The sequence below is a fragment of the Novosphingobium sp. 63-713 genome (genome assembly GCF_001898925.1).
In the GTDB taxonomy this organism is placed as follows: domain Bacteria; phylum Pseudomonadota; class Alphaproteobacteria; order Sphingomonadales; family Sphingomonadaceae; genus Novosphingobium.
Genome location: NZ_MKVS01000005.1, coordinates 100,811 through 114,171 on the forward strand (window position 1 = coordinate 100,811; position 13,361 = coordinate 114,171).

The window sequence follows — 13,361 nt, forward strand, 5'->3', positions numbered from 1 at the left end:
TCCCAAAGTGTCCAAACTGGAATTCGACTATATCATCGTGGGCGCCGGATCGGCGGGCAGCGTGCTGGCCAACCGGCTGAGCGCCGATCCGCAAAACCGCGTCCTCCTGCTCGAAGCGGGAGGCAAGGCCAACCACCCCTATATCCGTATGCCGCTGGGCTTTCTTCAGGCCCTGCGCAATCCGGCGCTGACCTGGCAATTCGCCTCCGAGCCGGAGCCGCATCTGGACGGCAAGGTCTTTCCCTTGCCCCGGGGACGGGTGCTGGGCGGCTCATCCTCGATCAACGGCACCGTGCATTTCCGGGGCCATCCTTTCGATTTCGACGATTGGGCCGCTCTGGGCTGCACGGGCTGGGATTACAAAAGCGTGCTGCCCTATTTCAAACGCAGCGAGGACCATTGGACCGGCGGCAATCCATGGCGCGGCAAGGGCGGGCCGATCGGCGTGCGCCCGGTCAATGTTTCGCGCCTGATGGCCGAGGAATTGCGCGCTTCGGCCGCCCTGCAGGGCTATGCCTATAATCCCGATTATGACGGCATCGGCAATGAGGGCTGCGCCGATGTGCAGGTCGCGCTGAAAGACGGCGAGCGCTGCGGCGGGGCCAAGGCCTATCTGGAGCCGATCCGCGACCGCTCCAACCTGCGCGTCCTCACCCATGCGCAGGTCAGCCGCATCCTGTTTTCCGGCAAGCGCGCCATCGGCATCGCCTTTGAAAGGGAAGGCGTCGAGCAGACCGCCACGGCCCGGCGCGAGATCATCCTGTGCGGCGGCGCCTATGGTTCGCCGCAATTGCTGATGCTGTCGGGCATTGGCCGCGCGCCGGATCTGGCGCGGCACGGCATTGGCGTGGTGCATGAATTGCCGGGCGTCGGGCAAAACCTGCAGGAGCATGTGCGCCTTGCCCATCAATATGACGCCGCCCCGCCCCACAGCTTTGCCCAGCAATTGCGTTTTGACCGGGCTGCTTTGGCCTTTTTGCGCTGGTATTTCCTGCGCTCCGGCCCCTTTGCCAATCAGATCGCGGCGGCCTGCATCCTGGCCCGTTCGCAGGACGGGCTCGACCGACCCGATCTTCAGATCATGTCCAGCCCGGTGCGGGTGGACGCCAATATCTGGTTCCCCGGCTTCGCTCGCCCCAAGCAGGACTGCTTCTACAATTCGATCTGCCTGCTGCGTCCGAAAAGCCGGGGCAGCGTGTCCCTGCAGGACAGCGATTTCCGCTCGGCCCCACGCATCCATCTCAACCTGCTGGGCGATGAGCGCGACTGGGATGTGCTGAAAAAGGGCCTGACGATTTCACGGCGGATTTTCGCCAATGGTCCGATTGCCGATTATGTCATCGAAGAAACCTTGCCCGGCGCCCATATCACCAGCGACGAGGCGCTCGACGCGATGAAGGCGCAATTGTCCGGCGTGGTGCATCATCCGGTCGGCACCTGCGCGATGGGCCTGGGGGCCGATGCGGTGGTCGATCCGCAATTGCGGGTGCATGGCATCGCTGGCCTGCGCGTGGCCGATGCCTCGATCATGCCGCTGCTGGTGGGGGCCAACACCAATGCCGCCGCCGTGATGATCGGCGAAAAAGCCAGCGATCTCATTCTGCAATCCGCGCGTCAGGAGCAACAAGCATGAACCCGATTTTCGACACCGCCCGCGCGCGTATCGCCGCCCTGTCGGGCCATTTCATCGACGGCGCCTGGCGCAAAGGCTCCGGGGCGACAATCCCGGTCCTTGATCCGGCGCGCGAAACCGCCATTGGCGCGATTGCCGCTGGCGGAGCGGATGAGGTCGATCAGGCCGTGCGCGCCGCGCGCCGCGCCTTTGACGCCCCATCATGGTCGGCCATGCCCGCCGCCGAGCGCGAAAGGCTCCTGCTGCGCCTTGCCGATCTGGTCGAGGAGAACCGCGACGAACTGGCCGCGGTGGAAACCATCGACAACGGCATGCCCTACGGCGTTTCGCGGATGATGGCCGTGGGCAGCGCGATCAGCGCGATCCGCTATCACGCAGGCTGGCCCCGGCGGTTGACGGGAGAAACGGTGCCCATGTCGGTACCGGGCAACTGGCATGGCTACACCACGCATGAAGCGCTGGGCGTGGCGGCCCTGATCGTGCCGTGGAACGCGCCCTTTGCCATCACCTGCACCAAGGTCTCGGCGGCGCTGGCGGCAGGCTGCACGGTGGTGCTCAAGCCCGCCGAACTGGCGCCCATGTCAGGGCTGCGTCTGGCCGAACTGGTGGCGCAGGCAGGCTTTCCCGAAGGCGTGGTCAATGTGGTGACGGGAACCGGCGTGGAGGCGGGCGCGGCTCTGGTCGGCCATCCCGGCATCGACAAGATCAGCTTTACAGGATCAACCGCCACCGGCAAGGCGATCCTGCATCAGAGCGTGGGCGACCTCAAACGAGTCAGCCTCGAATTGGGGGGCAAATCGGCCAGCATCGTCTTTCCCGATGCCGATCTGGCGCGGGCCATTCCCGCCGTGGCCATGGGCATTTTCGGCAACAGCGGACAGGTCTGTGCGGCCGGATCGCGCCTGTTCCTGCATGAGACGATCTTTGACCGTTTCATCGAGGGTCTGGTCGCCTTCACGCAAAAGCTGCGCGTCGGGCCGGGGACCGAGGAGGGGATTGCGCTTGGTCCGCTGATTTCCGGACCGCAGCGCGACAAGGTGATGGCCTATATCGAAGCGGGCAAAGCCGAAGGCGCCGCACTGATCGCGGGCGGCGATGCACCTTCGGGGCCGGGCTATTTCGTCAACCCCACGATCTTTGTCGATGCCGATCCGTCCATGTCGATCGTGCGCGAGGAGATTTTCGGCCCTGTCCTGTCGGTCATGAAATTTGGCGATGGCGATCTCGACGATCTGGCGGCGCGGGCCAATGACAGCATTTACGGTCTGTCGGCCTATGTGTGGACCGCCCACCTGGGCCATGCCCATGCAATGGCGAAAAAGCTGCGTTCGGGCTCGGTCAAGATCAACGGGTCGGGCATGGAATTCGCCCTGCCTTTTGGCGGTTTCAGGCAATCGGGGCTAGGCCGCGAACATGGGCGGCATGGGGTGGAAGCCTTCACCGAAACCAAATCGGTGATGGTGGGCTGGTAAGATGCGGTGTTTGGGCCTTGCGCTGCCCGCCAGTCGCGGACAGGAGACGCCTCCGGTGGATCACTCAGCCGCAGTCTGAGCGCTCTGGGCGATGCGGCGCATAGCCTGCGGGGGCTGGCCAAAAGCGCGCAGAAAGGCACGCCGCATCCGCTCCGGGTCATGGAATCCGGTGGCCCGTGCGACCTGCTCGACCGGCATGCTGCTGTGCTCGACCCTTTCGCGCGCCACCTCAAGGCGCAGGCGTTCGACCACCCGCGCCGGGCCGATCCCCATGCTGCGCGAAAAGGCGCGTGAGAAATTGCGCGGGCTCATTGCCGCCTGCTCCGCCAGTCGCTCGACGGTCAACCGCTCGTGCAGATGGCTGCGGATCCATTCGAGCAGGGCGGAAAATTCACTCTCATCGCCGCCCAGTTCGGCCAACGCCGAAAATTGCGACTGCCCGCCCGGCCGCCGGTAATAGACCACCATGTCCTGCGCCACCCGCTGCGCCAGCGCATCGCCCAGATCCTGCGCGATCAGCGCCAGCGCCAGATCGATCCCGGCCGTAATCCCCGCCGAGGTCCAGATATGCCCATCGCGGATATGGATGCGGTCGGGATCAACCTTGACCGCCGGAAACAGCCGCGCCAGCAATTTCGCCCGGCGCCAGTGGGTGGTGGCCCGCCGCCCGTCGAGCAGCCCCGCCCCGGCCAGCAGAAATGCCCCCGAACACACGCTGCACAGGCGCCGCACATCCCTGGCAGCCGTGCGCAGGAAATCGGTGTTGGCAGGCTCGCGCATGGCATCGCGGCTGCCATTGCCGCCCACCACGACCAGCGTGTCGAACGGGCCCGCGCCCTGGGCCGCCACCGTATCGAGCGCGATGCCCGAAGAACTGCGCACCGGCCCGCCCGCCGCCGAAATCGGCACCAGCCGATAGGGCCTGCCCGCCATGCGACCCGCGATTTCAAAGCTGGTGATCGGGCCGCAGGCGTCAAGGAGCTGAAAGTCGGGATAAAGATAGATGCCGATACTTTGAGACATGGCATAAAATGAGGGATCATTGTCATTTCGTCAAGCCGTCCCGACCGGCATCATGGCCCCGCATCCAAAGGAGGCTGTCATGAACCACCCCCCGTTTCGCATCGTCTTTGCCGTCTTTCCGGGCATGACCCAGCTCGATTTCACCGGTCCTTATCAATTCCTCTCGCGCCTGCCCGACAGCCGGAGCATTGTGGCGAGCCGGGATGGCGGCGATGTTCCCGCCGAAGGGCTGACCTTTGCCCATACGCAACGCCTGACCGACATTGCCGCCTGCGATCTGCTTTGCGTGCCGGGCGGCGTGGCGGCCACACAGGTGGCGCTGGACGAGGATTTCATCGCCCAGATCCGCCGATTGGGAGAGGGTGCCCGCTATATCACCTCGGTCTGCACCGGCTCGCTGATCCTTGGCGCGGCGGGACTGCTGCAGGGCAGGCGCGCGGCCTGTCACTGGGCCTATCGTCACCTGCTGCCGCTGTTTGGCGCCCTGCCCGATGCGGGGCGCGTGGTGCGCGATGGCCATGTCATCACCGGCGGCGGGGTGACGGCGGGCATCGACTTTGCCCTGACCCTGCTGGCGGAGCTGGGCGGCGAAGCCCTGGCGCAGACCCTGCAACTGGGGCTGGAATATGCGCCCGCGCCGCCCTTTGACGCAGGCTCGCCCGAAACCGCGCCGGCCGAGATCCTGGCCGGCTATCAGACCCGGATGGCCGCAACGATCCCCGCCCGCGAGGCCGAAGCGCGCGAGGCCGCCGCCCGTCTGGAGGTGGTGTCATGAGCCGCCCGCCCCTGCCCCCCTTCGATGCGCAGAGCGCCGCGCAAAAGGCAGGCCTGCCCGGAAGGCGTCCTATGGCGCGACATCCTCCTCCTGTTTGCCCGCCGCCGGTTCATGCCCATACTGGGCGTAAAGGGTCGGCAGCAGGAAAAGCGTGAGCAAGGTGGCCGAAACCAGCCCGCCGATCACCACGGTGGCCAAGGGTTTCTGCACCTCTGCCCCCGCGCCCGATCCCAAAGCCATAGGCACGAAGCCGAGGCTGGCCACAAGTGCGGTCATGATGACGGGGCGCAGGCGCCGAAGCGCCCCCATGCGGGCGGCCGCCGCGCGCGCCATGCCGCCGCGCATCAGATCATGGATCGAGGACACCATCACCAGCCCATTGAGCACCGCAATTCCGGACAGCGCGATAAAGCCGACCGCCGCCGAGATGGAAAAGTCCATGCCCCGCACAAACAGCGCCAGAACCCCGCCGACCAGCGCCATCGGCACCCCGGTAAACACTATGGCGGCATCACGCACCGATCCCAGCGCGCCATAGAGCAATAGCAGGATCAGCGCGAAACAGGCCGGGACCACCAGTTGCAGCCTTTCGCGCGCCGAGGCCAGATTCTCGAACTGGCCGCCCCATTCAAGGTAGCTGCCCGCAGGCAGGCGAATATCCTTGGCAATAGCCGCCTGCGCATCGCCCACCACCCCGGCCACATCGCGTCCGCGCACATTGGCCTGCACCACAACGCGGCGCTTGCCGTTTTCGCGGCTGATCTGGTTGGGGCCTTCGGTGACGCGGATGTCGGCCACACTGGCCAGCGGCACGAACCGGCCCCCGGGCGCGGGCACCTGCAATTGGCCCAGCATGGCCAGATCAGCCCGCTGTGCCTCGGACAGGCGGATGACCACGGGAAAGCGGCGGTCGCCTTCAAAGATCATGCCCGCCTGCCGCCCGCCCAGCGTGGCGGTGACGGTGTCCTGCACGTCCTGCGCGCTGACGCCAAGGCGCGCCATCGCATCGCGATTGACCCGAATGTCCAGCATCGGCAGGCCGCTGGTCTGCTCCACCTTCACATCGGCCGCGCCCGGCGTGCGGCGCAGAATGTCGGCAATACTTTCGGCGGTGGCATTCATGGCCGCAAAATCATCGCCAAAGACCTTGACCGCCACATCGCCGCGCACCCCCGCGATCAACTCGTTGAAGCGCATCTGGATGGGCTGGGTGATTTCATAGGCATTGCCCGGAAAACGGGCCAAGGTCTTCTCGATCTTCTCGACCAGCGCCTCCCTGGAAAGGCTGGGGTCGGGCCAGAGTTTGCGGTCTTTCAAAATCACGAAATTGTCGGTCGCATTGGGCGGCATCGGGTCGGACGCCAGTTCGGCCGTGCCGGTCTTGGAGAAAACGAACCGCACCTCGGGCATTTTCGAGAGGGCCTGTTCGATGGGCACCTGCATCGCCTGACTCTGCTGAACCGAGGTGGCCGGAATGCGCAGGGCCTGCACCAGCATATCCCCCTCGTCGAGCTGCGGCAGGAACACTTGCCCGAGAGCGGTTAAGGCGGCCAGGGCCCCCGCCACGCTGCCGATTCCGGCGCCCAGCGTCAGACCGGGACGGCCCATGGCGCGCTCCAGCCCCGGCGCATAGCGCGCCTTGAGCCAGCCCATGATGCGCCCCTCCTTCTCTTCAATCCGCTGTGAGAGCCAGATGGCAATGGCCGCCGGCACAAAGGTAAGCGAGAGAATGAAGGCAAAGACCAGCGCAATGATGACCGTCATCGCCATGGGCACGAAAGTCTTGCCCTCCACCCCCGTCAGGGTGAGCAGCGGAACATAGACCAGAATGATGATCGCCTGCCCATAGACCGAGGGTCGGATCATCTCCCGCGCGGAAAGCGCCACGGTGCGCAGCCGCTCGCGCAGCGACAAAGGCCGCTGCGCCTCATGGTGAAGCTCGGCCATATGGCGCAAGGCATTTTCCACGATAATGACCGCGCCATCGACGATCAGCCCGAAATCCAGCGCGCCAAGGCTCATCAGATTGGCCGAAACCCCGGCCTTGAGCATACCAAAGCCGGTCAGCAGCATGGTGACGGGGATGACGGCCGCCGCGATCAACGCCGCCCGCACATTGCCCAGCAAGGCAAACAGCACGACGATCACCAGCAGCGCGCCCTCGGCCAGATTCTTCGCCACCGTGCGGATCGTCGAATTGACCAGCGCCGTGCGGTCCAGCACCGGCTGGACCACCACATCGGCCGGCAGCGAAGCATTGATCGCCGCCAGCCTTTTGGCCACGGCCGTGGCCACCGTGCGGCTGTTCTCGCCGATGCGCATGACGGCGGTGCCCACCACCACTTCGGTTCCGTTTTCCGAGGCCGAACCCATGCGGATCGCCTGTCCGTTGCGGATGACGGCCACCTGATCCAGCGTGATCGGCACGCCATTGCGCGAAGACACGACCACGCGGGCCAATTCCGCCCCATTGCGTACCAAAGCATCGGAGCGCACCGCCAGACCTTCGCCATTGCGCTCGACAAAGCCGCCGCCCACACTGGTGTTGTTCTTTTCCAGCGCATCGGCCAGATCGCCCAGCGTCAGCCCCATCGAGGCTAATTTCTGCACATCGGGCACAACGAGAAACTGTTTGGCATAGCCGCCGATGGAATCAACGCCCGCCAGTCCCGGCGTGTTTTTCAGCAAAGGCGCAACGATCCAGTCCTGCGCGGTGCGCAGATAGGTTGCCTTGTCCGCCTCGCTGGTCAGTCTTTCGCCCTCGGGGGTGATATAGCTGCCGTCAGGCTGCATCCCCGGTTCGCCCGGCAGATGCTTGTCATCCCCGCGATGCTCCAGACGGATGGTCCACATATAGACCTCGCCCAGACCGGTGGCGATCGGCCCCATTTCCGGGTTCACGCCGGACGGCAGATTCTCTTTCACACCGGTCAGCCGCTCGCCCACCTGCTGGCGCGCGAAATAAATGTCGGAACTGTCGGTAAAGACCGCCGTGACCTGCGCAAAGCCATTGCGGCTGAGCGAGCGGGTATATTCAAGGCCGGGAATGCCCGCCAGCGCCGTCTCGATGGGAAAAGCGACCTGTTTTTCCACCAGTTCGGGCGACAGAGCGGGGGCGCGGATGTTGATCTGCACCTGATTGTTGGTGATGTCGGGCACGGCATCGATGGGCAGGCGCCAGAGCGCCCACGCCCCCACCAGCGCCGCAAGACCGGTCAGCAGCAGGACAAGCCAGCGCCTGTCCACCGCGCGATTGACGATTTTGGCGATCATGGCTCAATCCTCCTCGCCCGCTTCGCCCTTGCCCATTTCGGCCTTGAGCGTGAAGGAATTGGTGGTGGCGATCTGATCGCGGGCCGACAGGCCGCGGCGCACGACAATCATCGGCCCTGCCGCATCGCCCAGCTCAACCGGCACCGCGCGAAATCCGCCGCCGGTCCGCACAAAGACGGTGGGCTTGCCATCGACAGTCTGAATCGCGGTGGTCGGTACGGTCATTCCGGTCCCCGCCCCCGTTCCGGCCAGCGTGATCGAGGCCGTCACAGGTTCACCGACGCGCCAGCGGCCGTCTCGGTTGTCCAGCGTGGCGATCACGGGAACAAGGCGGGTCTTTTCGTCCAGCGCCGGGGAGATAAAGCTGATCCTGCCCTGTGCCTCGCGTCCGGCCGCGCGCACGGCGACTTCGGCGCCGGGGCGGATGCGCCCGGCATCGCCCGGTTGCAGGCTGAGCGAAAGCGATACCTGCGCCAGATTGGCGACGCGATAGAGTTCGGCATCGGCGGCCACCGTCTGACCCAGCACCACGCTGCGCGCGATGACTTGGCCCGAGGCGGGAGCAAGGATGCTCAGACGGTTGAGCCCGCCGCCGCCACCGCCGGTCGCGGCAACCTGCTGGGCAGCTTGTGAGTAGGCGATGCGCGCTTCAGCGGCAGCGGTGCGCGCGGCAATCACGTCCTGTTCGGGCGACACGCGCTGGGCAAAAAGCCGCTCCTCACGGGCAAGATTGCTCTGCGCCAGCGCAAGGCGGGCGCGACTGGCCTGTACCTCGCCATTAAGCTGGGCTGCTTCCCGGCTCTCAATGACCGCCAGCACCGCGCCGCGCTGTACGCTTTGGCCAAGATTGCGCGAGAGCGAGACCACCCGCCCGCCGATGGCGGCGGAAACGACCTGTGTGCCTTGCGGATCGCCCTCGATCAGAGCGGGCAGATCGAGCTTTCCCGCGCCGCCCACCGTGGGATGGGTCAACTCAATACCGGCCGCGCTGATCTGTTCGGCGCTAAGGTGGACAAGGCTGGAATCCGTCTTGGGTGCTTCCTCCTTGGCGGGTTCCTGCGGCTTGTTTTCTCCGCAGGCGGCCAGCGCGATGGCAAGAGGCAGCACGAAAACGAAATTGCGATGAAGTTTCATGGGAAATCCTTATTCCGGCGCGCGAGCGGTCAGGCGCTCAAGGCGGGCGCGGGCGATGTGATAGGCAGCAAGGGCGTCGATGGCGGCCACGCGGGTCTGGGCCAGCGTGCGTTCGGCATCGAGCAGGTCGAGCTGGCCGAACTTGCCCTCGCGATAGCCGATGCGGGCGATGCGGGCGGCTTCCTGCGCGGCCTCCAGCGCGGGGCCGCTGGCGGCTCTGGCTGCGGTGGCGGCATTGTCGGCCTCGGCCTGTGCGCTGGTGATGGCCTGCGCGACCTCCTGCTCGGTCAGGCGTTGCAGCGCTTCTGCCCGGCTCTGTTCGGCAGCGGCCTGCGCCACGGCGGCGCGGCCGCCATTGAACAGCGGCAATGGCACCGAAACCGAAAAGACCAGCGCGGTGTCATTGCTCGCGCTCAACCGCCGCAGCCCCGGCCCCACGGCCAGATCGGGCACGCGCTGCGAACGGGCGATTTGCACCCCGGCGGTTGAAATCGCCACATCGGCGCGGGCCGCCGCCATGGCCAACGTGCCCTCGGTGGCCATGGGCAGAGCCGGGCCTGTCACGGCCGCAGGCATGGCGTCGATCATGCCCTCGTCCAGCGCGCCGTTGACCGATCGACCGATCCGCCGCGCCAGATTGTCCCACGCAGCTCTCGCCAGCCTTTCCGCCTGTTCCACCCCGGCCTGAGCATTGATCCGCGCGACATCGGCACGCTGTTCCTCCAGCGGCGAGGCGCGCCCCGAACGCACCCTCACCTGCGCGGCGCCCAGCGCTTCGCGGGCAATGCGCAACTGGTCGCGGGCCACTGCCGCTCGGCGCAGCGCCGCCACCGCATCGACATAGAGCTGCGTCACCTGATAGCGCAGTTCGGCCTGCTGCACGGCGGCCTCAATCAGCGCCCGATCGGTGCGGGCGTCAGCCTGCGCGATACGGGCCGAACGTTTGCCCCCCAGTTCGATCGGCAGGTTGAGCATAAGCGTGGTTTCGGCCTGTCGGAAACCGCCATAGCTGTTGCTGCCCGCGACATTTTCCACCTGTGTCTGCACGGTGGGATTGGGGCGCAGCCCGGCTGTCGTCCGCCCGGCGCGGGCGGCCTCGACACCGGCCTGCGCGGCATCGGTGGCGGGGGCCTTGCCGTTGGCCAGATCGAGCGCGTCGGCAAGAGAAAGCCAGCGGGCCGGAGCCTCGGCTTGCGCCTGCGCATGGGCGCAGCCCACGCAGGCGCTGGCGACCAGAATGGCCGCGATGATCCTGTTCATGATGAAAATCCTGTCGAGATGATGACAAGGGACGCGCTTCACATGCGCCAGTCCCCTCGAAATCCCGATCAGATGCTGGGCGGGCGCAGAGCCGGACCGATGCTCTTTCCGGTCAATTCCGCCTCGGCCTGCGGCATGACGGCGGCGGCGAGACGATAGGCCGAAGCAAAACCATGGGCGCCGCCCGCAAGGAAAACCCCGCTGCCATGACAGGCGCCGTGATGATGGGGGGCGGCCTTGTCGGCATCGCCATCGCTTTGATCCGCATCGCCCGCGCTATGGACATAGCCCGAGCATTCGATCACCGCATTGCCCGCAAACTCCTGCGCATGCGTCACCGATGCCGTCGTGAGACTGGCGATCAGCATGCACAGCAGGAAGAGGCCTTGGCGGATCATCCCATGGCTTTAGCGCGCCCAAGCCCAAATGTCAGCACCGTTCGCCACAATCATACGTTGGCCTATGCGAGGCATTTTGGAAAAAATCTGCCGGTCATGTCACAGGGCGGCGTTCCGGCTCGTCATAGGGGCACCTCTGTCAAAAGGATGTGTTGCATGACCCCCCGCCTCAATCTCCACAATGCCTCGCCCGACATCTTCAAGGCATGGTACGCCTATTCGCAGAAGGTGGCGGAATGCGGGCTGGAAAAGCCGTTGCTGGAACTGGTGAAGATCCGCGCCTCGCAGATAAACGGCTGCGCCAATTGCCTGAACATGCATACATTCGACGCGCGCAAGGCAGGCGAGAGCGAGCAGCGCATCCATCTGCTGGCTGTATGGCGCGAAGCCCCGTGCTATAGCCCACGCGAACGCGCCGCGTTGGATTGGACCGAACATATGACCCAGATCGCCACCAGCCGGGCCCCCGATGCCGTGCATGATGCCCTGGCGGCCCAATTCACCCCGGCCGAGCAGGTGCAGTTGACGCTGGCCATCAATGTCATCAACGGCTGGAACCGACTGGCGGTGGGCTTCAATTTCTATGCGCCGGAACTGGGCTGGAAATGAACCGGGCGGCCTGCCTGATCTTTGACGCGCAGCGGACGGGTCTGCTGCGCGTCGCCTACCGGATGCTTGGCTCGATGGCCGATGCCGAGGACATTGTGCAGGAAGCCTTTCTGCGCTGGCGCGGCGTGGATCATGCGCAGGTCGGCGTGCCCGCCGCCTTTCTGCGCCGGATCGTTACGCGGCTGTGCCTCGATCATCTCAAGTCCGCCCGGGTTCAGCGTGAAAGCTATATCGGCCCGTGGCTGCCCGAACCGGCGGTCGAGGAAGATCTGTGCGAGGATGTGACCCTGCCCCTGCTGCTGGCCCTGGAGCGCCTGTCGCCGCTGGAGCGGGCGGCCTTTCTGCTGCATGATGTGTTTGGCGAGAGCTTTGAGGAAGTCGCCCTCGTGCTTGATCGCAAGGAGGCGGCCTGCCGCCAACTGGTCCTGCGCGCCCGCACCCATGTGCGCGATGCAAGGCCGCGCTTTCCCGTCAATCACCATCAGGGCAAGGCCATAGCCAACGCCTTTTTCGAAGCGTCACAAAAAGGCGATATGGCGCAATTGAGCGCACTTCTGGCGCAGGATGTGCAGTTCCATTCCGATGGCGGCGGGAAACGGCCAGCGGTCGCGCGCATCCTGCATGGCGCGGACGAATTCCTGCGGGCACACGCGGCGCTGGCCCGGCTGCGCCGCGCTCCCTCAGAGCTTGTGCGCGTGGCCACGATCAACGGCCTGCCCGGTTTCATCACGCGCGAGCCCGATGGCTTGCTGCAGACCACCGCGCTGCTGGTCGAGGATGGGCGCATCCGGGCGATCTATGTGACGCGCAATCCCGACAAGCTGCGCCGGGTACATTGAACCTCGCCCGCCTCACCGTTCAGACGGGGAGGAGCGCCAGCCCGGCGGCAAGCAGGCTCTCCACATCCTGCTGCGCGGAGGGCAAGGCGGCGCGCATGTTGACATAGCCGTGGATCATGCCCTCGGCCTCAAGCTGCACCACTCTGGCGCCCGTCGCCCGCGCCATGTCCGCATAATGACGCGCAGGATCGCGCAACGGATCAAGCGCGGCCGTCTGAATCAGCAGCGGCGTGGCCGGAACGGAGGCCAGCAACAGATTGTAGCGCTCATCCCCCTCCGGCTTGCCGCAAAGCCCATCGAACCAGTCCATCGCGGCGCGGGTCAGCATATAGCCCTCGCCAAAATCCCGGACCGAGGGCCAGTCATGGCCCGCGCCCAGAAAGGGATAGATCGCCCATTGCGCCAGCACCGGCCGATCGGCAGGCCTTGCCCCAAGACGCTGGGCGACCAGGATCGCCATATGCCCGCCCGCACTGTCGCCGCAGGTCACAAGGCCCGTCGGCGCGAAGCCCAGCGCTTGAGGCCCGGCGGCAGCCCAGCGGGCGACCTCTTCGGCATCCTGCGCAAAGGCGGGAAAGGGATGTTCCGGGGCAAGGCGATAATCCACCGCCAGCACCGGCAGATCGCAGCGCTGCGCCACAAAGCGGCAAAAGGAGTCATGGCTGTCGAGATCGCCAAACACGAAACCGCCGCCGTGAAAGAACAGGATCAGCGGACGGGGATCGCGTGTCTCGCGCGCATCGTAAAGCCGCAGCGGGATCGAACCGCAAGCCAGATCCCGCACCACCGCCAGCGGTTCCGGGGGCAGATCCAGCGCCTGCCCCATGGTGCGAATGGCCGCGCGCGCCTCGGGCACCGGCAATTCGTTGATCGGCGGAGCGCCGCTTTCCCGGCCGGCGTCAAGAAAGGCAGCGACATCGGGCCGAACATAGGGCTTTGTCATGG

At 65.8% G+C, this 13,361-nt stretch carries 11 protein-coding genes; 5 read left to right on the forward strand and 6 right to left on the reverse strand.

What is annotated here, in order from left to right:
- Positions 1-7: 7 nt before the first annotated feature.
- Both BGP00_RS01590 and BGP00_RS01595 read left to right on the forward strand, forming a co-directional pair.
- Positions 8-1,633, forward strand: coding sequence for a GMC family oxidoreductase N-terminal domain-containing protein (locus tag BGP00_RS01590; protein WP_292922987.1), 1,626 nt, complete (start codon positions 8-10; stop codon positions 1,631-1,633).
- On the forward strand, positions 1,630-3,105 hold the full coding sequence (locus BGP00_RS01595; RefSeq protein WP_292922985.1) for an aldehyde dehydrogenase family protein: 1,476 nt from the start codon (positions 1,630-1,632) through the stop codon (positions 3,103-3,105). The genes BGP00_RS01590 and BGP00_RS01595 overlap by 4 nt, the downstream gene beginning before the upstream one ends.
- Positions 3,106-3,165: 60 nt before the next feature.
- On the opposite strand, the gene BGP00_RS01600 is transcribed toward BGP00_RS01595, so the two are convergent.
- Complete coding sequence (locus BGP00_RS01600) at positions 3,166-4,128, reverse strand: GlxA family transcriptional regulator (RefSeq protein ID WP_292925686.1); 963 nt, start codon at positions 4,126-4,128, stop codon at positions 3,166-3,168.
- Between the two features lie 79 nt (positions 4,129-4,207).
- On the opposite strand from BGP00_RS01600, the gene BGP00_RS01605 reads away from it, so the two are divergent.
- Positions 4,208-4,903, forward strand: a complete 696-nt coding sequence (locus tag BGP00_RS01605) for a DJ-1/PfpI family protein (protein WP_292922981.1) — start codon at positions 4,208-4,210, stop codon at positions 4,901-4,903.
- Positions 4,904-4,972: 69 nt separating this feature from the next.
- On the opposite strand, the gene BGP00_RS01610 is transcribed toward BGP00_RS01605, so the two are convergent.
- The 4 genes from BGP00_RS01610 to BGP00_RS01625 form a co-directional block, all read right to left on the reverse strand.
- Positions 4,973-8,176, reverse strand: coding sequence for a CusA/CzcA family heavy metal efflux RND transporter (locus tag BGP00_RS01610; RefSeq protein ID WP_292922979.1), 3,204 nt, complete (start codon positions 8,174-8,176; stop codon positions 4,973-4,975).
- A gap of 3 nt (positions 8,177-8,179) precedes the next feature.
- A complete protein-coding gene (locus tag BGP00_RS01615) occupies positions 8,180-9,310 on the reverse strand; it encodes an efflux RND transporter periplasmic adaptor subunit (protein ID WP_292922977.1) in 1,131 nt (376 codons plus the stop codon).
- Between the two features lie 9 nt (positions 9,311-9,319).
- Positions 9,320-10,570, reverse strand: coding sequence for a TolC family protein (locus tag BGP00_RS01620; protein WP_292922975.1), 1,251 nt, complete (start codon positions 10,568-10,570; stop codon positions 9,320-9,322).
- 68 nt (positions 10,571-10,638) lie between these two features.
- Positions 10,639-10,968 carry a hypothetical protein gene (locus BGP00_RS01625; protein ID WP_292922973.1) on the reverse strand — a complete coding sequence of 110 codons (330 nt, stop codon included), beginning with the start codon at positions 10,966-10,968 and terminating at the stop codon, positions 10,639-10,641.
- A 156-nt stretch (positions 10,969-11,124) separates the two neighbouring features.
- Between BGP00_RS01625 and BGP00_RS01630 the strand changes: the two genes are divergently transcribed.
- Together BGP00_RS01630 and BGP00_RS01635 are read left to right on the forward strand one after the other, a co-directional pair.
- On the forward strand, positions 11,125-11,577 hold the full coding sequence (locus BGP00_RS01630; RefSeq protein WP_168601729.1) for a carboxymuconolactone decarboxylase family protein: 453 nt from the start codon (positions 11,125-11,127) through the stop codon (positions 11,575-11,577).
- Positions 11,574-12,416 carry a sigma-70 family RNA polymerase sigma factor gene (locus tag BGP00_RS01635; protein WP_292922970.1) on the forward strand — a complete coding sequence of 281 codons (843 nt, stop codon included), beginning with the start codon at positions 11,574-11,576 and terminating at the stop codon, positions 12,414-12,416. Before BGP00_RS01630 ends, BGP00_RS01635 begins: the two co-directional genes overlap by 4 nt.
- 19 nt (positions 12,417-12,435) lie before the next feature.
- Here the strand turns inward: BGP00_RS01635 and BGP00_RS01640 are convergent, their stop codons facing one another.
- Positions 12,436-13,359: an alpha/beta hydrolase gene (locus BGP00_RS01640; protein ID WP_292922968.1), complete on the reverse strand. Its 924-nt coding sequence runs from the start codon at positions 13,357-13,359 to the stop codon at positions 12,436-12,438.
- Positions 13,360-13,361: the final 2 nt, after the last annotated feature.